Origin of the sequence: Ruminococcus sp. 1001136sp1_2201st1_G3_2201SCRN_220225 (assembly GCF_040924365.1) — a bacterium.
Lineage (GTDB): Bacteria > Bacillota > Clostridia > Lachnospirales > Lachnospiraceae > Blautia_A > Blautia_A faecis.
The window spans coordinates 36584-60745 of the sequence record NZ_JBCOME010000020.1; the positions used below are offsets into that span (position 1 = coordinate 36584).

The window sequence follows — 24162 nt, forward strand, 5'->3', positions numbered from 1 at the left end:
TTATCTTGTCACGTCTCTTTTCTCCGATGCGCTTCCATACTTTCGTAAAAATACCTTGCGGACACGGTCATACTCCGTTAAGAGGGTAATATCCTTTCGCCTGCTAAGCGGACGGTCAATCACTTCCGCATAATAGGTATGCTGGATCAATTGTCCATAACACGCAGAATTATAAACATCCTGCAGCTTACAGCCGATTGCTGCTGCCACTTCTGGTCCGGTGATGGAATAAACCATCACCGTTCCGTCCTTTCTACATAAATCATACAATGCCCTTGCCATACACACTTCCTCGCTCATCTTTTCTTAAAATATCCTGCCAATTCAGTCCTTTTGCAATGGGCTTTTTATATCTTAACTTCTTCGCCCTTTCTTTTCTTAGTTCCTGCACGCTCACGCAGCTACCTCCTGATCTTTATTTTCCAGCAAAAAGATATTGCTGCTATAGTCTCCGGAATCCGATACTGACGCTTCCCCGTATAGGCTATCCAGGTATTGGCTGCCGTTTTTGGATTTGGAAATATATAAATAGTAGTTACTCTTTATATATTCCTTTGTTTTCACATCATCCTGGTAGTAACAGCTAAGAACCAACCTGGCTCCCAGCTTTTTGGCTTTTTCTTTTGCAGCCACAAATGCAAGGTATACTGCCTGATCCTGTTCCTCATACGCCAGGTTTTTCTCGTAATAACGCTCCAAGAACAATACCAGTTCTTCCCCTTCCTCTTCTTTTGGTTTCCCAGCTCCTGACAGATCTGCAAACTGGATCTTTTTTCGCATTCTGTCACCCACATAGGATCCCTTTGTCAATCGTATCATGGCCCGAAATACCACCTTTCCATTTTTACGGATAAAGAGAAACTTTTTATTCGAATCAAAGCAGGATAACAGGCAATCGCTGTTTAACCCTGAGCGGTAGGAGAGGCAGGAATAGCTTGGGATCTCTCCGATCTGCATAACTGGAAGAAGACCGGTTTCCTCTTTTAATACCAAGTTTTTGCTGGTAAAAGTCCGATCTATTTTCCATTCTTTTTCCGCTTCTTCGGATACCTCAAAATCAATCTCACGCATGAGATCCCCAGATGGATATTTCAGTTCGTCAAATTTTCCAAGAAGCTCTGCTGTAACCAGCCTCCGGATCTCTTCGATTTTGGAGGGCTGCCGTTCCAGAAAAGTTTCCATGATCTCAGCCCCGCCCACAAAGAGAAAGTTGCCGATTCGAGCGGCATTTTCCTGTATAAATTCTTCTGAAAATGCCAGTTTTTCTTTTAGCAGCCTCCAGGAAATATCCCCTAAAATCAGCTGTTCTTTTAATTCACTTAGCGAATTACATTTTTTTACCAGCGCCAGGTCTTTTAGTAAAAAGAGAGCCTGCTGTTCCATGGTGATCTCTTTTTCCATGCCTTTTAGCTGCTCGCGGTAAACAAGAAGCCACAGTGCCGTTCCATAGCTTAAATCCGGAATGTTCCGAAAGTCCTCCCGGATCCATCTGGATAACGGCTTTTTGGATAATGCAGCTACAAGTGGTTCTATCTGGCCTTCCCAAAATGAATGCGGCACACACTCCCGTTTTATCAATTCCCGAAGAACCAGAAGTCTTTCATCACTTTTGCAGGTCAGCTGTTCATACAGCTCGATTACTGCCTCTTTTGCAGTACAAAGAAGCTTTAACTCTTCAAATGTATGCTCCCGTTTTGCCAAAAGTTCAAATCTGTCACGCGATAAAATCAGATCCGCACTATCTTTTAAATTCTTCCGATTAAGGGTATTTAAGTTTATATACTCCTGGTACACCTCTTTCTTTAACAGCATGGAAGCATTTGGAAGATCATAAAAAAGTTCCGCTTCCTCATTGATCAGATTTAAGAATGCCTTCTTTTTCTGTGTGATGGCATATAATAGAATCTCGGACTTTTCTTCACTTAGACTGGACAGGGAAATTTTTGATACGGGATTCTGGTACAGGGTATTCACATAGGACACTTTGCTGGAAAATACCTCGGCTGGATCCGCGCCATCTGTAAATGCCCGTTCCAGTTTACACAAATCCTCATACAGAGCTTCATTCCACAGCCATAAGTTTAATCCATCTGTCAGATTCTCTTTTTCAATGTACCTGGTCACAATCCTTAACTTTTCCAGTATCTCAACAGGTCTTTCCTTCATCTGATCGAACTGATTCTGATTTAGAGACCGGATCTCAGCTTCATACCCGGCAAGCGTGTTAACAAGCTCCATCAGATCTTGATCTTGAAGAATTTTAAGGTTGTTTACATTTTCCAATAGATCAAGCAGCAGCTCTGAAGAAAATACCGGATTCACAAGCAGCATACGGTCTTTTTCCCCTGCCTTCTCAAAGTCCAGCACATCCATACACATGGCAATACTTTTTACCAGCTGTTCTTTTTCTTCTTTGCTTACATTCTGCTCTCCATAATATTTCATATAAGAATAAGCGGTTCCATCGGTTACCAGCGGATCAAAATACACGGCTTTTACCTGTTCATAGGAAAAATCTGAAACTTTATCTATCCCTGCATCCAATAGGATCCGCTGGAACCGGTATGCATTCAGCTCACATCCCTCTTTTTTCAGGTTTCCAAGATAGGTAATCGTTTCCGGATCTTCCATCATGTACAAACATACCTGTTCCCACAAGGACGGGATCACATCCATAACCTCATTTTGAATGATGGCTTCTGCTGCCCGTACACATTTTTCTTCTCCCTTTTTTTCCAGGTAACAAAGAGAGAGTCCCGCCGTTTTTAGCATATTTCGTTCCGCTAAATGTCTTTTTATCACTTCAATCATTATGCAACCTCCATCAAATCTACCATCTGCCTGATGCCCTCTAACTCTATCTTTTCATTTTTATACAGGTTCTGAAACAGCAACAGCAGATATTTTATTTCCTCTTTGCTGGTTACAATTTTTCCTCTTCTGTCCAGATAATCCCGCATATAGGAAAGAATGATCCTGGCACGTAAGGAATCTTCCGCATATCTTCCATAGTAATAAAAGTCATAGATCTGTTCGAAAAGCTGATTTGTCCCCTTATTTTTCCGAAGCAGAAGATTAAATTCCTTTTTGATCTTCTTTTCCTCTTCCAGCTTTCGCATCCTTGTTTCCTGTATCTGTTTCCACTCTTTTTCCATTTCAAGGCTTCGCAGTTCTTCCTCTGACATGTATTTTCTTCGCAGCGTTTCTTTCCCACTACTGTCCTCCAGATAGGGAAGGATTTCTTTTGCCATCTGCATAGCTTCCTTTTGTTCCATCCAAAGTCCTGTACTGTCTTTTAACAGGATGCTCCTCAAAAAGCTGATGTAGTTTCCAACATCTGTTAAAAACAGATGTTCCTCGATCCACATAAATAATTCCTGATGTACACCTCTTTCCAACAGCGGGCGGCAGATCTCGCATTCTCCACGACTAATTCCATACGAATACAAAGAAAATGATCTCTGGATCATGCTCCATGGTTCCAGAATTCCTGGGATTCCCTCTATTCCAATTTGGGTAATGACAAGCTTTAACATGGAAAAACTGGTCATGGTATTTATATCTTGCATATCAGCTTTCAGGTAATACAGCATGCTATCCCATTTCTCCCCAAATACTTTTTCTGCCTCCCCGATTGGATCCTCCACGGTATCAGTCTCTCCGATAAAGGGGACTGTTTCAAAAGCATCCAGATCCGGTTCTTTGTTTCTCATCTCCTGATACTCTTTTAGAAATTGTTTCATAAGACCGACGGCATCCAGGATCCCATTTTCGCTTAACAGATAAAAGACATGACGAAGATCGTAATCCATTTTCTTCCAGAAGACTTCCACATATTCCCGCCCAGTCAGCTTTTGATAGGCTACAAGATAGGATTCCAGCTCTGTTTTTTCAAATGTCCCATTTCGCAGGGTGTCCTTTACGCACTTTTCAAACTCTTCCTCCTTAAGCTGCGTGGCCAGGCAGTGCCATTTTTCCTGGTTTAAATTAATATAATGCCACTCTTTCCTCCCATTTTCCCGAAAAGGAAACAACGTTAAGAAGGTTCTGACATTTTCCACCTTCATTCCATACAAACAATTTTGAATTTTTTCCTGTCCACCAAGACGCACTGGGAAACAGTCGTATTTTCTTAAAAGAGTTTCACATAACTCATACACCACATCCGGATACATCTTTTCTCCCGGCAGAAAGGTTTTCAATACCCTTACTGCAATCTTTTCCGCGGTCAATGAGTTCGGATCCAGGTATTTTCGTGCCCCACTCAGGATGCCATTTAGAAAAATCACCTCTTCTTTCGTATATCCATTTTTTATAAGCTGATCCTCCAACGCCCCATTTGCATTCGCCGCATTTGTCCGGGAGAGTTTTTCCAGATGTTTTAACACCGCCGTTTCTTTTGTCCGGTCATTTTTCAGCCGTTTCCCATATTTCATGGCGATCCAGGCATAAAGATGCCAGTCGTCGTAAACAGACAGGCTGCGTTTCTGTCCAAAGCAGGCCGCGATCTTTCCCTTTAACTTCTGCCATAACGTATCCGACTCTGGAAAAACGGAAAGGATAAAGATCATTTCCTCCACTTTTTCATATGGATACTGGTGCAGGGCATCCACCCAGAGCTTGCGATCTTTTGTTGCAAGCAGACACCGGACTGCAAGGTAACACAAATCCTTTTCCCCAAGTGCCTTATCAAACTGTTTCCAGAAGCCGCTTTTTTGGGTGCCATTAAACATACACGGCTCCTGAATACTGGATGTTCCTGCAAGTGCAAGTCCAAGCGCCCGGTAGACGGGTTTTGTCATGGTCCGTCGCTCTTTCATACGCTCTAATACCTCTCCAGGATAATGAAGATTATATTCTTCATCCATGCTGTGCTCACAGATTCCATAAAACAGGCTGTTTTCTCTCTCCTGTTTTAAAACTGCTTCTTTGTCCGCATTTGAGGACAGCTGATAGATCATGGACACCATCTGCCGGTACAAGACGGGATCCAGCCAGTCTTTATAGATGTTCCATTCCATTCTTTACTTCTCCTTTTTTCAACTAAACTTAAATGCATCAATCCCATGCAGGTTATGGCTTTTTCTGGTCAGTGTAATACTGTCCTCAAAATGTTCCTGACAGCTTTTTTTCGCTGCCCTTCTCATGCCTTTCGAAGTCTGGCGCTTTGCCATTCTTTTAAATCCAGGTCCTACCAGGTGGTTTTTATGATACATTCCCATATTTTTCACTCCATTTCTGCCGGCACCAAGCCCTGCCTTATTCTTTTCACGCTCTTTCTATATAGCAGATACTGTTTTTTCGGCATTCAAATTCTGGACACAAGGAGCTCCACAGTTCTTCTAGATCCTTCATCCCGAATGCACTAAGTTCCGTTTCCTGTTCCATTCCATACAGGTCGGTATATCCAATCCGGTAAGTTCCACCTCCGCTTCTTACGATTCCTTTTCCAGCTTCCCTTACGGTCATGTTATCGCCTCCATTTAAAATTATTTCTTCCTATTAAATAAGGAGGGGGACGACTTGTCCCCCAAAAAGTTACGCTGCAATATAAAGTTCTTTTTCCCTGTCCACAAGAGGCAGAACATAGGTCGTCTGTTCCAGATGGTTTTCTTTTTGATAGTTTACGCCATCGTGGTAAGACGAGAAATAAAGGATCTGCTCCTTATTTTTATAGGGCTTCAGGTTTTCCTTCCATCCGGGCTCCAATCCATGAACGGCAAGCCCCCAGGCCACCTTGCAAAGATTGCATCTTAATCCTGCATATCCAAGATATTCTTTTACAAACTGTTCCGCACTGTGGGTGTTAGAAAAATAACGGGCATACTCAAATGAGCGGCACAGAATTTTTCCATCCTGAAAGCCTGCAAAATAACAGTCTTTTTTCAGCTCTATCACGTACCCGGTCGCATAGATTTCCTTTCCCGGATTCAGTTTTCCGCCATCCTCATGGATCTGTAACAACTGTTCGGAATAAATCTTCTTTCTTTTTTTATGCTGCATCATGCTCCTCCTTTTTTAGTTTACTCTTCGAAGTAATTTTGCCAGCTGCTTTGTCAGTCGGATGGGAAGCTGCTCTAAGCTTGATATATCAAGATAGGCATTTCCATAAATCTTCCGGATAGCTTCTTTATCCCATCCAATCGCTGCTGCCTGAAACAAAATTCCTTTCTTTCCAAGTTTTTCCTTAATCTTTTTTAAGTCTGCTGTGGCATAGCTTCCAAAATAACGGGTTGCATTTGGCAGTCCGTCACTGATAAGGAACAACAGTTTTTGTTTTTCCGGACGTTTTAAAAGCTTATTTGCCATAAATAGAAGGGCTGCCCCGTCCCGGTTACTGCCATCGTTTTCCATAGTGATGATCCGCAAACGGTCGTTTCTGTCTTCCTCGAACTCTGCATAACTGTGAAAATAAACGATTTCCTCACTTGGATCACGATGATCGTAACCATCCGTATGGTGCCCGTAAACCAGAATGGGGATTCCGGCTTTCCTGCAAAAATCGTATAAGGTGAGGGCTGCTACCTTGGCTGCTTCTATACGATGGCCTATCATGGAGCCAGAATTGTCCACTAACACGCAGACCACCGCATCTGTTTTCTTTCCGGGAAATGTCCGCTTATATACGGCACCGCCTGGATCAGCAATGGCACGCATATCCAGCTTTTTTCCAAGATACATCCGACGTTCCGTCCGTTCCTTCTGGTTTTCCAGGATTGGAAGAAGCCTGGTCCGAAGCCTTTTTTCTACCTTTCTTGCCGAAGCTTCATATGCAGACAGCCAGCTTTTTTCTGTTTCTGTGAAGGTATTCTTATACAGGACCTCTTTTTTTACCATGTCATGGGCTGCTTCAAATTCCATCCCGTCCAGTTCCTCCTGCAGACGGGTTTGGGCTTCTATTCCCATGTCCTGATCCACGGTTTCTGATACTAAATCCAAAAGGATTTTTTGCAGTATAAGATCGGATTTTTCATCTGCGCCTTCCCTTTCTTCCTTATTCTCTTTTGAAACCTGGACCACAGTGGCATTATCAAGTTCCGGTAAGGCAGTCTCATCTACTTCCGATTCCTGAATAAATTTTGGAAGATCTTCGGTCAGTTCTTTTAGATACTCCCCCATGGCTGCTTCCATCTTTTTTAGTTGTTCTTCCGTCAGCTCTTCTGTTTGTTTCCCTGTTTTCGCCTCATCCCCACTATCTCCGGATGTATCTGTCGGCAGATCCTCATCAGAGGAATCCGAAGAAAAATCTTTTGGACCTTCTTTACCGCCTACAGCTTCCTTAGATTTCTCTTCTGAAGAAGCTTTCTCAGATACCGTTTCTGATTTATTTTCCTCCTCTGAAGATTTTGGAGACTCCTCATCCCCGGTCTGCTTAGAAGCTTCCCGGTTGTTATCCCCAGAAGTATTCCTTTCTTTTACGGGTTCCGCTTCCCCTTTGGATTCCGTTTCTTCTGTGGGGGATTCTTCTTCCTCTTCATCTTCTCCCACGGATTTCCCTTCTCCCTGGGATGCTTCTTTTCTATCTTCCTCTGTAGAATTTTCTTCCCCTGCTGATTTTTCTTCTGCTGATTTTTCTTCTGCCGGTTCTTCCTGCGGTGGTTCTTTCTGCGACGGTTTCTCCTGTGACTCGTCCACTTCTGGCGGCTCTTGTTCTGACCGTTCTTCCTGAGGCATTTCTGCCTCCGACGGTTCTTCTTCCTGCGGCGGCTCTTCCTCGTTTTCTTCTGGTTCCTGACATTCCTGCTTCAATTCTTCCAAAAGATTCCGAAAATACTTCCACATCTTAAGCAGGATCTGGTTGGTGGCCTGGTAACGTATAAGATCACTGTCCGCTGTCACCGACAGATCCACAAACTGCTTCACTTCATTTAAGGTATCCAGCATCTCGCAGCTTTCCATATTCCAGGAATTGGCATATCCCCGGAGGGCATACTGTACAAGTACCTTTAAAAAAACAGAAACCGGATCTGAATTTCCCTCTAGCAGTTCTTTTAACTGGGGAATCCATTCCACGTTTCGTCTCCGGTTGATCAGAATTCCTTTTTTGATACTTCCAGGAAACAGGCTGCACATCTTTTCCTCTATGTACACATCATTTAAAAGGTTGCTGATATAAGACGCACATTCTGTCAGAAGGGGAACCACCACTGGATTTTTCCCGGCCAGACAGGTATCCATCTCATTCAGGGCTTTTTCTTCGTCCTCGTTTTCCGGCTCTGGTGTATCCGGATACCAGACGCCTGCCAGCATGTTCTGCACATAGACTTTCCGAAGTACAGAATCCGTAAATCTGGCATGGCCGCATTCATGTCCTAATATCCCGATCAGGCTGTCACTTTTTTGTTCCAGTTCTAAAAAGCTGCCTGTGATGAGATTGCCAATGTTGATGCCGATTCGTTTCCCATCATTCCAGCCTGCCAGTCCGTCTTCTGTACTCTGGTACAAAAGCAGCTGCTCCAGTTTTTCCCCTGCCACTTCATTTGCAAGGTCCCGAAAAAGTTTCCGGTAACCTTCTGAAAAAAAGACCTGACTGGGGCTTAACTTTTTTTGTTCTTCCTTGATCCGCTCTCTATAAGTATCCTTCATTTCGATTCTCCTGTTTCTAACAATACGGTTCCACATAGGTCTTCATCAGATGTTCCTGTTCCTCCGGATCCATTGTGGCTTTACTGATAACCGCAACCTGTGCCGCGCGCCTGACATCTTTAATTGCCTGAAAGGTACGCACCCAGTTTTCCAGTTCCCGATAGCCGCACACACCATCCTGAAGATCTTCTTCCTTCAGATAAGCATGGATTTTTTGAATGGCCGAAACCATAAAGTTTAAGCCTTTCTCATCCCCATATCCGGTACGTGCAATAACCCGCCGCTTCATTTCCTCTTCTGTGAGATTTTGCTTGGGCTGGATCAGGCTCATACGGGATAAGACCGACTGGTTAAAATTTCCGCAGCCCACATAATCCAGGTTTGTAGTCATAATCACAATGGTATCTTTATTTCTCTTTATTTTTTCCCCATTAATCAGATCTGTCACCGCTCCATCATCAAAAAGAGAGTTCAGTCTTGTAAGCGTCCCTGGTTTTTCAATCATGGACGGCTCCTGAATTTCCAAAACGGAAGGAAGACGGCACGCTTTTATGATCTCTGATTCCCGCAACAAAAAATCCTTCTCTGCCCTTGCACTTTCATATCCTTTTTCATAAGCAAGGCGCAAAAGTTTTTCAAATGCAGCTTCTTCTGAAATGCCCTCTTCATAGGTTCCGCTAAGTACACAAAGTGCGGAAGCTGGATCCATCTGAAGGTCGTAAAAGGCTGGAAGCACTGGAAGCGTTTTCTTTTTCGTTCCCATGTTTGGTACCGTACTTGCAAGAAGCTCCAGCTCATCTGTACCAGGCCCACAGGTAAATACATAATAGGGAAGACCTAATATCTGTGCGATCATCCTGGCATCTGTGGTTTTTCCAGTTCCCGCTTCCCCCGTCATCATAAAAAGCCTTGCCGGGGTATGAACGACCATTTCCAGGATTTCTTCCACCTCCTGGCTCACAATGTAATCCTCTGGAAGCGTGGGGATCCTCTCTTTTTCACTATGCCGGCAGTTAAAATGTCCTGCATACTCCATCTTTAACTCCGAAATAGCAGCACCTTTCTTCCTTCCTTTTACTCCCAGCACTTTAAAAGTACCAATTATACAGGCATTTGGCGCATAAATTCCGGAGTTCAGGTCAAAGGGGTGAAAACTATCCTTCAGTTTTCCTTCCGCAAACTGGTTCCGGTCAAAAGAAATGGCATCCTCCGTTGTGGCAGTCATCCGCAGATACAGGTTATCGCAGCAGCGAAAGGACATTTTGAGCGCCTGCCCCGCCAGTCCTGCTTTTACAGCACGTTTCAGTTCATCAAAGCAGGTATGAAACTCATCGTCGTAATACTGGCTTTCGGGAACTATACTTGCAAGGACAAGCATTGCAAGATACTCTTCCCCGGTAGATTTTCCCTTTAAAACGCCAGGCATCTTTGTTGTTTCTCCTGCGGGATCATTTTTCTTTCTAATTCCACAGAATCTTCCGTTTTGATAATTGTACGTCATGACACAAAGTTCCTGCTCCACCGGGTATTCCAGGCAAAAATAACGAACAGACTTTTCTGCCAGCTGAATTCCGGCAGCACCTTCTTCTTTCTCTTTCATTCCAAAAAGCTTAAAAATAGCAGCCAAAGTAGGCGGATGAAGCTTTGCAGATTTTCCATTTGTCCGCGTATTATATCTGGAGCAGTCTTCCGCTTCATAGCTGATTCTTTTTTTCTTTGCAAACTTTAAATATGCCTCAATTTTTTCTGGCAATGCCAATTGATAGGTCTATGGTTCATAAAAACAGATTTCTGGCATTTTGATTCCTCCATATGGAAAAGCAGGGTATGAGCATTTCGCGTCTCATATCCTGCTGATCTTTGTTTGTTATGCTGATTTCTTTTCCTGTTCCAGGTAGGCTTTGTAAATCTTTTTGATCCGGTAACCAAACATGGTATTTCGTTTACTTACCGTATCGTTTTTGATTGCGATTACCATTGCCTTTTTACTTCCTACTATTTTCACCCCACGCCTTGCTCTTGTGACTGCGGTATAGAAAAGATTTTTCCGCAGCATCCGATAAAAACAGGTGAGCATTGGCAGAATCACCACTGGATATTCCGAACCCTGTGCCTTATGGACTGTGATACAATAAGCCAGATTTAATGGCCATATATCCCCTTCGGTATATTCCATGATTTTTCCATCCCCAAAATCTACACGCATCCTGCTTTTCCCATCTGCTTTATAGATATTTAGGACTTCTCCCACGTCACCGTTTGCCACATCTTCCTCATTTTTCAGCTGCATAACGAGATCTCTCTCCCGATATGTAGTCGATCCATTCTTAATTTCCGGATAACCGTACCGCTTCGGATTCACGATATCCCGAAGAACAGGATTTAATGCATCTGCACCTACCTTCGTATCCTTTCGAAGTGGGGAGAGTACCTGAACCCCTTCTACCCGGTTTTCGTTTTTTTGAAGTTCTTCCCGGTAGAGTTTCTGGATAATTTCAGCAGCTTCTTCATCATCTTTTGCCGGATAAAACTGGAATGTATCATCAAAAACCAGATTGGTTTTCCTTTCGTTTATCTTATCCGCATTCTGAATAATCGTGGATTTTCCTTCCTGCCGGAAGCTCTCTGTTAGTATCGTAACTGGGATCACACCAGATTCGATCATCTCTTTAAATACGTTTCCCGGTCCCACTGATTCCAGCTGGTCTTTATCGCCTAAGAATACCAGGCGGGTTCCAATAGGAACCCGAGACAAAAACTTATCCATAAGTGGCATGTCGATCATACTGCACTCATCCACAATGATAAGAGATGCCTCCAGCATACTCTCTTCGTCCCATTCTTCCTCACCCGCTTCTCCTTTTAACCCAATTGCTTTATGAATCGTCAGAGCGGGATAAGCAGTACAATCACTCATCCTTCGTCTGGCACGACCAGTTGGAGCACATAACAGTATCTCCGCGTTCTTATGAAGAATTTTCTCTACCTCAATGATAAAGCTGATATCTGTCGTCTTTCCACGTCCAGGTCCTCCGGTAATGATGGTAACCGGATATTGAAATGCTCTTAAAATTCCTTCTTTTTGCCTGACATTTAGTAGAATCTTCTCTTTTTTCTGAATGCTGCTTATAATGGAGTCCACCTGATAACTTTGTGTCCCACCTCGCAGGATCAGTTTAACTAGAGATGCAGCGGCTCCAAGTTCTGCACGAAAACTATTCTTTAAATAAAATCCGCCATCACTACACACCAGGGTCCCATCCTTACGGATCATTTCATTTCCGGCATCCCGGATGGCTCTTTCTGGCACCAGTCCGGTTTCCTTTTTATGGTTTAAAAGCAGGGCTGTCCGCTTTAAGATTTCCTCACAAGTCAGGTATAGATGGCCTTCGCCCTCTGCTTCCGACATAATATGAAGGATCGCCGCTTTGATCCGCATAGGCTCATCTGGCTTAAAATTCTTTGCTTTTACCGCAATCGGATCCACCGTTAGAAATCCAAACCCAGGAATCTCGCACAAACGAAATGGCGTGTTCTGAATGATGAGTGGGGCTGCATTTCCAAAGTGTTCCTGGATCTGCGCCACCTTCCTTGGTGTCACCCCAAAGGGAGATAAGGTCACCATTAACTGCCGCAAAGTCTCGCTGCCACGGTATCCTTCCAGAATCTCTGAGAGCTTTTTTCGGGTAATGCCTTTGATTTCCAGTAACTTCTCAGGATTTTTTTCAAGAACTTCAAACGTATTTTCCTGGTAACGGTCTACAATCCGCTCGGCAAGCACTGGCCCGATTCCCTTAATAAGGTCAGAGGCCAGGTATGCCTTGATTCCTTCTGTGCTCGTGGGTAATACAATCTGAAAAGAAGAAACCTTATACTGCATTCCAAATTTTCCGTCTTTCCAGGTTCCGTTCAGTTCTACTTCAAGGCCATCCTCAGTCGGAAGCTCATTTCCAATTGCCATAAACATGCCATATCTGCCATTTTTCTGGCTGCTTACTTCCTTGGGAAGGGTTTCTTCCGTTACATAGGAGGCAACGGTGTATCCATTTCCTGCATTGTAATAGATACACCGGACTGCTTTACATTTCATTTTGGTCCATCACCTCCGGAAACGCCTCTTTTTCTTCCCTGTTTTCTTCCTTGCTTTCTCCTCTGTTTTACCGGTTCTGACCGCGTTTCATCCGGACTCTTTTGAACGCCACCGGGCGCTTCAGCATGACCGCGTACTTTACCGGGAGCTGGTTTCTTGGTTTCAGGGTGGCTGTGTTTTTGTTCATCATTCTCATTCGGATTCTCCTTTTTTTCATTTAGATATTTGTAACAATAGATACCTGCTGCAATTGGAAGGCCCAGTGTCAGGCTCTGTACAATCACTGCTAAAAACAGTGGCCATAAAAAGGGTGACAAAAGCATTCCTATAATTCCAGTTATCAGGCAGGCTTTTTGGTGTGCCTGGCACCATTTTTTTACTCGTTCCATTTTTTTCTCCTTTGTTATCAGCAAAAATCTCCCATCTCTTCATTTCCCATATTCATAAATTCCTCGTCTACGTTGTAGCGGTTTTGTGAAGTCTGGCGTGAAGACTGGGCTCTTTGTGGTTTACTTCCTGTACGGTTTGTTTTCCCCTGGTTCGTGTTTTTGTAGTATGGCGAATTTTGATAGGAATTTCCTGGATTCTGGCTGGATCGTCCATTGGAATTTGATCCACTATTTCGTGAGGGCTGTGAGGAATTCCGATTGGTACGTCCGTTCTGGCTCACATTTTCACTTTCGTCCTTACTGTCTACAAACTCAATGTCGTTTACAAGAAGTCTCATACCATATACTTTTTCGCCACTATTACCTGTATAGTTATCATTATGCATCTCGCCCTCTAAAGCGATTTTTTTGCCCTTATAAAAATACTTTGCTACAAACTCAGCTCTTTCCCCAAATGTGACACAGCTAAAGTAATCAGCATTCGGAGCTCCTTCCTGCTTGAAATTTCGCTCAACCGCAATCCGAAAATACGCGACTGTCTTTTTTCCCGCTGAAGACATCACCTTTGGATCCGTTGCCATCCGTCCGATAAATATAGACTTATTCATGTGCACACTCCTTGTTGTTTTTGATTCGATAACAAAAAACATTCAGAATGAATCCCAAATGTCCGTTATCATTTTCCTTCTTTTACCAGTTCTTCCGGTCTCCTTTCTTTTGGATTTTTTATTTTTCCTCCTTTCAAGATGTTGATTCGTATTTGTTTTTTTGCAATAAAAAAAGGCCACTTAGAACGTTTCATTCTAAATGACCTAATTTCTCACAAAAGGCAGGAACCATGTTCCTCATATTTTTCTTTCGGGCTTCTCCGAAACCAAATTTTTTTACCTGTTTTACAGGCACAAATACAAATCTCAAAATCATAATAACACAAGATATAGTATGCGTCAACAATTCATTTTCTGTATTTTGTGTTATAAACAATATGTTTTTCATTTTTACCACAAGAGTCAAATTCTTGCCCAAAGTTCGGTTGGTGTAAATGCCATAACTTTACTTTTGGTAAAATCTTTCAAATTTCTTGTAATGATATAATCTGCATGAACAGATTCCACCATTGCACTATGCACTGCATCTTCAAACAATTTTGCTGTCATCATAGCAAAGCTCCTTTTCTATGTTTAGTACATATCGCGATATATATCATAGTCAAGAAGATATTCTGCTATATATCTTATCGTCTCCAGAACAGTAGCTATTCACCATTTATACCTGATTCAATCCCAAGATTGTATTGCTATTGTACTGACATTTGTGTATAATAACTATAGATATCTTATTTCTCTTGAAAGGAGCGGATCTATATGGCTGCAAAATCAGCAAATTTATATGCACGAATCGAACCAGATGTAAAAGAAAAAGCAGAAAACATTTTGTCTACGCTTGGAATTCCAGCTTCCAGTGCTATTAATATGTTTTATAAACAGATTATTTTACAGAGGGGACTTCCATTTGAAGTGAAATTACCATCTTCAAGACCAGTTGACATTCATACATTATCTGAAACAGAATTCAATGAAGAATTGGAGAAAGGATATTCGGATATGCAAGCTGGACGGGCTAAAAATGCGAAAAAAGCCTTTGCAGATATCCGCAATGATTATGGCATATGATCTATGAGGTTGAATTATCTGAACAGGCTGACAACGATTTAAGAGGGATTTTTGAATATATTGCATTTGAATTGCAATCCCCTGAAAATGCAAGCGGACAGCTTGATCGTCTTGAAGAACAGATTTTAAGTCTGGATATTATGCCAGAACGGTATCGAAAATATGAAAATGAACCATGGAAAAGTCGTGGACTTCGTGTATTACCTGTAGATAATTATGTGATATTTTATATTCCTGATTCCAATAAGAAAGTCGTAACAATTCTTAGAGTAATGTACGCTGGACGTGATATTGAAAATCAGTTAAAATTTCACACAAAGCAATCAGAGACCATAACTTCCTTTTCTGCAAATATGGAAACGCCATAATAACTCGAATTAAGTTTCACTTTCTAAACAATGCCATCTTTGATAATTTTGCTATCAAAGATGGCATTTTAACTTCCTGCAATTAAAAGACTTCTATACTTATATCCTCACCATTTGTCTCTGACTCTTCACCTTTCTCTGGCAGTTCACAAAAAAGCACCAGCCGTTTTGAAGAATCAGAGCCGCAGGTGGATAACAAAAGTGTCCTGGTCTCCACCTGTTCTCCCAGCCAGAAGGTATCACTATCCGCTTTTACATAGCCACATTTTATGACGGTATAGGTTAAGGCTTCCCCATCTGGTAAATACAGATATACCTTATTATGCTCCTGTAAATACGATTCACTTTCATATTTATGCAGCCCCTGAAACATGCTGCCATCTTTCATGTTATGCCCGTATAGAATAGTTTTACGGTTGGTAAAATCCGGACTATTATCTTTATCCAGAAAAATACTTCCTGCCACATGTTCCGTCTTTTTAAAGGTATGCTTCAGATAATATTCATTGTCAGTTCCCTGCACAACCGGATAATCAATCCTGGTGTCCGGGATCCGTATCCAGGCAATGATCTCTGGATTTATTTTTTTTAGGGCTTCAAAATCCACGGTAACCGTTTCTTCCTGGTTTTCCTCCGGTGTTTCTCCATCTTTCCTTTCTTTTGGCTCCTCCACGGCAACGTATTCCCGCAGGGTGTCATATTCCTGCTCTCCGTCCCTATACATGAGAAACGTCCCAGCTCCCATACAGATACCAAACCCAAGCAGCAAAAGGCACACCGCTACAATCCCCATTTCTTTTACCTGCTTCATAAATTTCCTCCACTTCCAATTTTTTTGCAAGAAAAAAGGACCGCCACAAACGTGACAGTCCATTTTTCTTATTCCTCGTGATTTTTCTTTTTGGTGTACCAGAAGATTCCGGCTATTCCTCCAACGGATAAAACAAGAAGAAGGATTGGCAGCCAAATGTTAGTGTCATCTCCTGTTTTCGGGGATTTTACATAGTCACCAGTCGGGATCCGCTCATTGGTAAGTTCTTTTGTGATCTCGATTTCTTTTGTCTTATCGTCCTGGTAGGTAAATACAATGGATTCCTCTTTTTCGCTTCTCACATAGCCATCCGGCGCTTTGGTTTCAACCAGGATATACTCGATTTCTTTTTTCATCTTTCCATCTTTATAAGAAGCGATTGGAATATCTCCGCTTGTAGCAACGCCCTCTTCATCTGTGACAAGGGTTGCCACAACTTTTCCGGATTTCTTGATCCGAAGTTCAAACTCTGCTCCAGCAAGAGGGGAGCCATCTTCTGCATCGGTTTTCTTAAGAACCAGTTTTCCAACTGGGCGGGCATCTTTCATTTCCACCTTCTGGATTTCTCCAGTATCTTTGACCTCAAAAGATACCTCTTCTGCAACCAGGTAACCATCTGGTGCCTGTTCTTCCCGAAGGGTATAGGTTCCAACTGGAAGCTTCTCCACCATATGCGGATCTTTTTTTGATACCCAGCTTTCCACCACTTTTCCATCTTTGTCCAGGATGGTTAATTTTGCGCCAGGTACTTCCTTGGAATCTGTCACGTCCGTTTTACTAATTTCTACTTTTGTCACATCATCCAGCATCTGGTGTTTTTGAACCTCGGCCGTATCTTCCACCTTAAATTCAATACTTTCTGCGGTGGTGTAGCCATCTGCCGGTTTGGTTTCTACCATGGTGTAGGTTTCGCCTACCAGCAGGCCACGGATCAGATGTGGCTCATCGGTAGAAATCCATTCTTCTACTACAGTTCCATTGGAATCTAAAACCTGCAAGGACGCGCCTGGAAGTTCTTTTCCATCTGTTAAATCCGCCTTGGAAAGCTCCACAGAAGTCTGCACATCCTCAAAAGTAAATTCATAGACTGCCTGGGTGGTTTTATCTCCCTGGTACTCAAAGGTAAACTCCTGTGTTTCGGTTCCACGCACATACCCGTTTGGTGCATAGATTTCCTTGAGGTAATACTTTGCACTGATTGGAAGGTCTGCCATAAAGTGGATCCAGCCGCTTTCATCTGTGGTCTTCAGTTCAATGATGGTATCCTTCTCAATCAGGATTTTGCCGCTTGCAGATACAATATCTTCCGCTGCAAACAGTCCAAAAATGGCTCCGGAAAGAACCTTTTCACTGTCCTTTTCTTTTTTCAGAACATTTACCTGCACCTTCTGGCGTCGGTTCTGCCAGTCTGCACTATAGGTTACCACCGGGGTGTCCTGGTCGCGGTAGGTAAGGTCTACATATCTTGGCTCATCATCCAATACATATCCATAGGAAGTTTCTTTTTCGATAATGTAATATTTACCAAGAGGCAGATTGTCAAGCTCTGCGATACCTGTTCCGTCGGTTGTGATGGTACCCACCAGCTGATCTTTTGTATAGTAATTTTCACTGACACCATCCGCTGCTTTAATATCCTCAGCTGCGTACACGTTAAAGGAAACATCCATCAGGCTTCCGGTTACATAACTAAAGAAATGCTCTACCACACCTTTTGCATTGTCAAGTAGGGTAACATCATCTATGAACTCCCCTTTTTTATTTACCAGCAGGCGTGCAATCGGCACATCATCTTCCATCTTTACCTTCTGTACCTCTGCGGTATCGGAAATCTGAAAGCTGATATCAGTGGTGCGTAAATAGCCGTATGGTGCGATCTGTTCCCTGAGAGTATAGATTTCTCCAACCTTTAAGCCTTTGATTACATGCGGCTTGTCTTTTACAGATGTCCAGGAATCTACCACTTCGCCTTTTTTATTTAGGATAATTAAGGAAGCTCCGTCCAGTTCCACGCCGGTCGTTACATCTGCCTTTGTGATTTCCACGGTGGTTGGCTGGTTTTTCTTGGTGGCTTTTAATTTGATTACTTTTACATCCTGTCCCTGGTAGCTGGCATCAAATTCCAGGATTTCATCCGAGGAAACATAGCCATCCGGTGCCTGAAGCTCTTTCACATAATACTTGCCAAGCGGCAGGTCCAGGGTAATCTGTGCCAGTCCATTTTTGTCACTCTTTACCTTCTGAAGCAGGGTATCTGCCTTTACAATTACCTTATCGCCGGAATAAATATCATTATTGTTATAAATTCCAAACTCGGCACCTTCCAGCTTTTTACCAGTTTCGGCATCCTCTTTCACCACTTTAAGTTCTACCTTCTGGCGCTTATTGGAAAATTCCACGGTTTCTTCCACAACTGGAGTGTTCTGATCTTTATACAGGAAGGTAAGCTCCTGGCTGTCCGAGTTAATGACAAACCCGGTTGGTGCTTTGGTTTCCACAACACGGTAGGTACCAAGGGGCAGATCATTTAGAATGGCCTCTCCTTTTTCATCTGTGGTAACCTTCTGGATCAGCGTATCTTTTGGGTAAATGACAGTGCGGTTGCCCGCTTCATCCACCTGGTGATCCGGGGTATAAATATCCTCTGCGGCATAAACCGCAAACTCAGCACCAGAAAGGGAAGTTTCCTCGTAGATAAAATCTTTTTTGAAAGATTTTAAGGTTTCCCCAGATTTATGGATGATGAGCTTTCCTTTTGCCGGATGGTTCTCATAGACAACCGTGATGATCGCATCCCCAGTTGTGGAATCCATCTGGTAAGCAGTGTTGCTGTCTACTTTAATCTCAACGAAATTGGTATTCTGGATATACCCATCCGGGGCAGTTACTTCCTCAATCCGGTAGTTGCCGCATTTAAGAGCATTTGGCAGGATTAAATAACCGTTTTCATCGGTGAAATAAGATTTATGGGTTACGGTACTTGGATAGGTTGTGGTCTGCTCCACATATTTTCCTGCATCCAGGTCGTAGATCTTAAACTCGGTGTTTGCAAGAAGGACCGGCTTCTTGGTTTCATCGTCTTGTTTGATGATTTTTAATTTTGCTGAAAATTCATCGTCCAATAACACTCTCCAAACCTGGGGTTCTGACTTGTTCTCGCTGATCACAACCGTAAAATCATCAACAGGTTTGAAATTATGAGGGGTAGTGGTTTCCCTTACGATATAAGTTCCATAGGGAAGGGGAATGGTGCAGGCATAACCTTTTTCATCCGTAAAGATTTCCGTCTTTCCATCTTCAGTTAATACGACCGGAACTGCATTTTCAAAATCATAGGAGCCATCCTCTTTTGTATTTAAGCTGCTCACCAGATAGGCTGAAAATCCGGCACCCTTTAACAGGTCTGCATCTGTTTTTCCATTGTTCGCAGCTTTAATCAGCTGGAACGGCTGTTCCTTTACATCCTCAGTAACCGTGATGGTACACTCGATTTCTTTTACCTGGTCACCTTCATAGGTGCCCTCTACATCATGCTCTCTTTCGTCAAGGACGTAGCCCTCAGGAGGGGTAATCTCTTTTACATAGTATTTTCCAGGATAGAGATCGGACACACTTGCATTTCCATCTGCATCTGTTGTCAGGGTTGCCACCTGTGCATCTTTGGGATACAGGACACCGCTGACACCATCCGGATGAGTGACCACCTCCCTTGCATACAGTCCGTAAACCGCGCCTTCTAAAGTGGCATCTCCCTGTGCGCTCTTTCCTGTTTCACTGTCTTCCTTGGAAAGATGGAGGTTCACACGTACACGCTCATCGGTAAAGATATGGGTAAATTCCACGTTTGCCTCTTTGTCCCCAGCGTAGTTAAATGCAAAGGAATAAACATCCGCTGCATTTAACACATACATCTGCGGAGCCTGAAGCTCTTTTACATAGTAGGAGTTATTCACCGGAAGATCCGCGCTGAAATGCCCGGTTCCATCCGCAGCAGTTGCCACCTTTTCGATCAGGGTATCTTTCTTTACGATCACGCTACCGTCCTCTGATACAATATCGTTTCCCGCGTACAGGCCAAAGATGGCTCCAGGTAACGGCTGCTTGGTGTCCCCGTCCTGTTTTACTAAGGATACAGAAGCTTTCTGCCGGTCATTGGTAAACGTAACGGTACTAAAAGAAACTTCTTCGTTTTCGCCAGCAGCGGATAATGTTACCGTCTTGGATTCCCCAGTGCAGATGAGTTTGTCCGGTGCCTGTGTCTCGGTTACCACATAGGTTCCCAAATTTAAGTTATCCAGGGTTGCACTTCCATCTTCCCCGGTGATCAGACCTTCTTTTACAAGGTCACCCTTCTTATAAACGGTAGAGCCATCTGCTGCCACAATGTCAGCGCCTGCATAGACGTTATACACGGCTCCTTTTTGTTTTCTTGTTTCATAACGGAAGGTTACCTTTTCCTCAGTCACATCTGCCCCTGTTAATACCTCACCCTCTTTGTAAACGGTAAGGGAAGCCTTTTTCTCATCGTCAAACAGCTCCTGTGTAACTTTACTTCCCATCACAAGTGACACGCCGTGGGCGGTAGCATCCACAAGGTAGCCAGAGGGACCTGTGATCTCTTTTAAGTAAACCACATCCTGGGTTTTGTCAATTGTCACAGAAGAAACGCCATTTGCATCCGTTGGCGGCATTTCTGTAATCAGGTTCTGGCATGCCTCGTCGCTATAGACACCATAGACCGCACCTGCTAACAGGGCATTGGAGCCCCTATCTTTTTTGATGATCTCGATAGTAGCCTGCTGAAGCCAGGTGACGGAAAAATCTATGAATTTTTCATCGTCGACGCCCTCACCAAATACCAGGGCAAGGTTCTGGGTATCGGTACCGGTCGTTACTTTATACGCCGAAAAGTCTTTCGTAATGTAACCTTTCATCGTAGACTTCCAGGATCCCGCTACCTTTGCCGCCTGGTCAAGCGGTGCGGATAAGTAAAAAGTAGTTCCACCATATAATTTTATACTGACTCCGGCAGCACTTGCTTCTCCTGTATCTACGTTATGGAAAACCACGCCAGCGGGGAGCTTCATGGTAATGTTCTGTAAGGAATCGGCTTTAAATTTGATTTCCTCCGTACGCTGCTCGTTTCCATCTATATAAGCTGTTACGTTGTCATTGGAAAACTCCATGGCGACATCCGGGATATCCGGCTGTGCCATACAATATTCATAAAGTTCCATGGCAAGAGCCTGTCCGGTAGAGTTTGCCCCGGAAAAAGCATCGTCACCTCCGCTTGCATAAGAAACCGCAAGATGGGTAATGACAAACTGTTTTCCTGCGGAAAAATCCGGATGCTCCTGTTTGAAAAAGCCATTTACACCAGAAGCTTTGGTTCCGTAGTAGCACACTTTTGCAAGCTTTTTACCATCCCCAAGTTTGGTAATCTTATACACACCATCCCCAGGGCTGTTTTTCGAGGGCTGAATACAATAAGCGGTTGCACTGACATTGTCAAATTTGACCGTATATTTATAGGTCAGATAACTGCCAAGCCCATAATCACTGTAGTAATAGCAGGTTCCCCTTGTCACATCCACATCGGTTCTGGTGCTGGCATAGGTAGCAATAAAAGAAACCGTTTCGCCCTCTTCCAGGCTTAAAAAATCAATTTCCTGTTCCTCTGCCTGCTCTAACACTTCGCCAAGCGTCAGGCCAGTTTCCGGATCTACGGTAACCTCTTCCTCGGCACGCTCCAGTTCCGAATCAAACTCCTCTTCTGGTAAAATGTCAGAGGCAAAGCCATCGTCTTCGGATATAGTCTCTTCGGACTCTGTAGTGTTACTATCTGGATTCTCACTTGGGTTCACAGTTTCATCGGAAATTTCTCCTTCTTCTGGTACCTCTGTCAGATCAGACTCCTGGCTTTCCTCTTCCGAACGAGCTTCCCCGACCACGACCGGCTGTTCTGGCAAAGGATCGGGATCCTCGCTGTCCCCTGACTCTTCTGTACCAGAATCTCCTGCTGCCTGAGTCTCCGGCTCTTTTTCCGTTACCGTGATGGTCCTGGCAACCAGATAAGAATCCCCCTCTTTTGGCGTAATCCGGTAGACACATTTATAGGTTCCTGGTCTTGCCGGATCAAAATTGGTTCCGTCCTCCATAGCTGCTTTTTTCAGCTCCGCTTTATCCCCGTCCTTTAATCCCAGTCCGGTAAAATCTTTCTGGACATCAAAGGCTGCTCCCTGCTCAATTTCAATGGCAAGGGAAGGATCGGAGGTCGTTTCCGCAATCAGCTCTTCCTCTGATTTTTCTACCATCTGTTCCGATATGGCTTCCTGCGCCACCTCAGTTTCCGATTCCGCGGATACTGCAAAAGTACCTGTCGAAGCGAAGCTGCTGCAGCACAGCACAAAAGCCATTGCACCCGCAAGCCATCTTTTTCTCTTAAATTTACCCAATGTTTTTCTCCTCTCCTGCTAGATAATGGTCTGTCCCTGGTACTTATGTGGTATGGTCTGTCTCGAATTCCCATCTTTGTTTCTCCTTTCCTCTGGCTTATTTAGCCAGATAAAAAAGGACCTGAACATTTTCAGATCCTTTTTTATCTGATTAAATCAATAAAACCGCTCTTTTTCCTGTGGTGGCTTCCTATAAAGCCAGTCATCCACACCTTTATAATTTCCAAGCCACAAGCCTTTTTCATCTGTATCCCAGCTGCTTCTCATACAGTTTAGGTTCAGCGTTTCACACATCTCATATAGCTTCAGACAGCCTTTACGGATGGTATCCCGCTTTCTTCGCTTATAGGGACACTCCTGTTTTTTTAAGAAGCGTTCCGGCTCCTCACACCAGATACACTTTTCCTTGCAGTCACAACGACAGGTAAGATTCATCATCTTATCCATGTCCATACACTCATACACGGTTTGTAAGCCTCTGCTTTTTAATTCCATCAACACCGGCTGCAGGCTTTTGTAATTTCCCACGCCAGGGATTCCTATATAAGAATGTCCACTTCTCATGCTGGCAAGTTCAGCCTTTAAAATTCCTTCTGTCACCCGGACGTTCTTCTGAACCGGGCTTATATAGCCGGATATCCCGGCCGGACTGCCGCTTGAAGTTCCACCCTCAAATCCACTGCTGGTAAACCAGATATATTTTCTTTTGTTCACCGGATGGTCAACCCGGATCTGAAAGCCCTTTATTTTATGATTCAGGGAATACACAGGGCACAGGTAGCCTCTGTTTCCCTCATAAAACGAAGCTTCCCACATGCCGTCCCGATTCCGAAAAAAACCTGGGATTCCGTCCAGCCTGAATCCTTTTTCCAATAGTTTTTTCGCAATAGTCCCTGCCTTTTTGGGTTCAATGCTTTTATAGCCCTTTCGTTCCAGTTCCTTTATTTCCGGATCTGTCACACCACGTCTTTTCAAGTCCTGTTTATGCAGGGTGTGAAGCTGCAAAAGGGAAAGCATCTGACGGTACACAAGGTCCACGTATTCTGGGGATCTTTTAACCTCGTCCGTTTTGGCCTTGTAACGGCAAGTTATCTTTTTATAGGTACTTCCTGTCACCTGACCGCCATTTTCCAAGCGGTTTATGATTTCCTGATAAGCTGTTTTGCACCGGTCTTCTCCATAAAGCCCCATAATGTCTGCATACAGGGTAAGCATATTTCCGCCCTGCCCGCAGTGGAAACAATGGAAAACGTTTTTGATTTCCCCATTTTTGCTAATGCAAAAGCTGCATTTTCCTCTGGTATCGCCACAATAGGGGCATTCCACCGGAAACTCCTGATCTGATCCTCCTTCAAGGCACCGTATGGACAGTAACCACGCCACTTCTTTTATGGTAAATGGATGTTCGTACATAATCCCTCCTAAAAAATGTGGCTCCGTTCTCCCGGAGCCACAATACGTTTATGCTGCAAGTCTGTTCTGTTTTTCATGTGCCACAATAATCTTTGCAGCATTTACCATTTCCATGTTGCTGCCGTAATAACCGGTTGCCATCCATCTGACTGTGTCTGCCCCTTTTGGGTTTTCCATCATCTCACCGAGCGTCTTTCCACTAAAAAGACCAAAATTGCACATTACCTTTCTAGCACGTTCCAGCTCTTCTTCCTCAGATTCCATACCGAAGCCTTCGTCTGTTTCCTCTTCGCTGTCATCTGCAAAGGGGTTTTCGTCTTCTGCACGAACAAAATGAAACTCTTCTTCCTCGGTTTCACCAGAAATTTCTTCCGCTT

The 24162-nt window shown here is 43.6% G+C and carries 18 protein-coding genes and 1 pseudogene; 2 read left to right on the top strand and 17 right to left on the bottom strand.

Annotated elements, in window-relative coordinates:
• The 13 genes from AB5642_RS08440 to AB5642_RS08500 form a co-directional block, all read right to left on the bottom strand.
• Nucleotides 1-282: a hypothetical protein gene (locus AB5642_RS08440; RefSeq protein WP_173718719.1), complete on the bottom strand. Its 282-nt coding sequence runs from the start codon at nt 280-282 to the stop codon at nt 1-3.
• On the bottom strand, nt 263-397 hold the full coding sequence (locus tag AB5642_RS08445) for a hypothetical protein (protein ID WP_272105110.1): 135 nt from the start codon (nt 395-397) through the stop codon (nt 263-265). The genes AB5642_RS08440 and AB5642_RS08445 overlap by 20 nt, the downstream gene beginning before the upstream one ends.
• Entirely contained in the window at nt 394-2811 is a 2418-nt protein-coding gene (locus AB5642_RS08450; protein WP_173718718.1) for a hypothetical protein, read from the bottom strand. Before AB5642_RS08450 ends, AB5642_RS08445 begins: the two co-directional genes overlap by 4 nt.
• The gene (locus tag AB5642_RS08455) at nt 2811-5021 is read right to left on the bottom strand and encodes a hypothetical protein (protein WP_173718717.1); all 2211 of its coding nucleotides are present in this window, start codon (nt 5019-5021) and stop codon (nt 2811-2813) included. The genes AB5642_RS08450 and AB5642_RS08455 overlap by 1 nt, the downstream gene beginning before the upstream one ends.
• An 18-nt stretch (nt 5022-5039) precedes the next feature.
• On the bottom strand, nt 5040-5222 hold the full coding sequence (locus AB5642_RS08460) for a hypothetical protein (protein ID WP_173718716.1): 183 nt from the start codon (nt 5220-5222) through the stop codon (nt 5040-5042).
• Between the two features lie 46 nt (nt 5223-5268).
• Nucleotides 5269-5469: a hypothetical protein gene (locus AB5642_RS08465; protein WP_173718715.1), complete on the bottom strand. Its 201-nt coding sequence runs from the start codon at nt 5467-5469 to the stop codon at nt 5269-5271.
• Nucleotides 5470-5538: 69 nt separating this feature from the next.
• Entirely contained in the window at nt 5539-6003 is a 465-nt protein-coding gene (locus AB5642_RS08470) for a hypothetical protein (protein WP_173718714.1), read from the bottom strand.
• Between the two features lie 15 nt (nt 6004-6018).
• Nucleotides 6019-8586 (bottom strand): hypothetical protein, encoded by a 2568-nt coding sequence (locus tag AB5642_RS08475; protein ID WP_173718713.1) that lies wholly within the window; start codon nt 8584-8586, stop codon nt 6019-6021.
• 16 nt (nt 8587-8602) lie between these two features.
• A complete protein-coding gene (locus AB5642_RS08480; protein WP_173718712.1) occupies nt 8603-10345 on the bottom strand; it encodes a hypothetical protein in 1743 nt (580 codons plus the stop codon).
• A 108-nt stretch (nt 10346-10453) separates the two neighbouring features.
• A complete protein-coding gene (locus AB5642_RS08485; protein WP_173718711.1) occupies nt 10454-12676 on the bottom strand; it encodes an ATP-dependent RecD-like DNA helicase in 2223 nt (740 codons plus the stop codon).
• Nucleotides 12673-13065 carry a DUF4870 domain-containing protein gene (locus AB5642_RS08490; protein ID WP_147422317.1) on the bottom strand — a complete coding sequence of 131 codons (393 nt, stop codon included), beginning with the start codon at nt 13063-13065 and terminating at the stop codon, nt 12673-12675. The genes AB5642_RS08485 and AB5642_RS08490 overlap by 4 nt, the downstream gene beginning before the upstream one ends.
• Before the next feature lie 17 nt (nt 13066-13082).
• Complete coding sequence (locus tag AB5642_RS08495) at nt 13083-13673, bottom strand: single-stranded DNA-binding protein (protein WP_173718710.1); 591 nt, start codon at nt 13671-13673, stop codon at nt 13083-13085.
• Nucleotides 13674-14075: 402 nt separating this feature from the next.
• Nucleotides 14076-14225, bottom strand: coding sequence for a hypothetical protein (locus tag AB5642_RS08500; protein WP_237925509.1), 150 nt, complete (start codon nt 14223-14225; stop codon nt 14076-14078).
• A 204-nt stretch (nt 14226-14429) separates the two neighbouring features.
• Between AB5642_RS08500 and AB5642_RS08505 the strand changes: the two genes are divergently transcribed.
• The gene (locus AB5642_RS08505) at nt 14430-14738 is read left to right on the top strand and encodes a type II toxin-antitoxin system RelB/DinJ family antitoxin (RefSeq protein WP_118580603.1); all 309 of its coding nucleotides are present in this window, start codon (nt 14430-14432) and stop codon (nt 14736-14738) included.
• Complete coding sequence (locus AB5642_RS08510; RefSeq protein ID WP_118580600.1) at nt 14735-15106, top strand: type II toxin-antitoxin system RelE/ParE family toxin; 372 nt, start codon at nt 14735-14737, stop codon at nt 15104-15106. Before AB5642_RS08505 ends, AB5642_RS08510 begins: the two co-directional genes overlap by 4 nt.
• An 82-nt stretch (nt 15107-15188) precedes the next feature.
• Here AB5642_RS08510 and srtB read toward each other — a convergent pair whose 3' ends face one another.
• From srtB to AB5642_RS08530, 4 genes and pseudogenes are all read right to left on the bottom strand, one after another.
• The gene (gene srtB, locus AB5642_RS08515; RefSeq protein ID WP_173718709.1) at nt 15189-15917 is read right to left on the bottom strand and encodes a class B sortase; all 729 of its coding nucleotides are present in this window, start codon (nt 15915-15917) and stop codon (nt 15189-15191) included.
• Between the two features lie 68 nt (nt 15918-15985).
• Nucleotides 15986-22372: a SpaA isopeptide-forming pilin-related protein gene (locus AB5642_RS08520; protein ID WP_330590250.1), complete on the bottom strand. Its 6387-nt coding sequence runs from the start codon at nt 22370-22372 to the stop codon at nt 15986-15988.
• 156 nt (nt 22373-22528) lie between these two features.
• On the bottom strand, nt 22529-23785 hold the full coding sequence (locus tag AB5642_RS08525; protein ID WP_173718708.1) for a hypothetical protein: 1257 nt from the start codon (nt 23783-23785) through the stop codon (nt 22529-22531).
• 48 nt (nt 23786-23833) lie between these two features.
• Nucleotides 23834-24162: pseudogene (locus AB5642_RS08530) on the bottom strand (hypothetical protein); the annotation flags it as partial.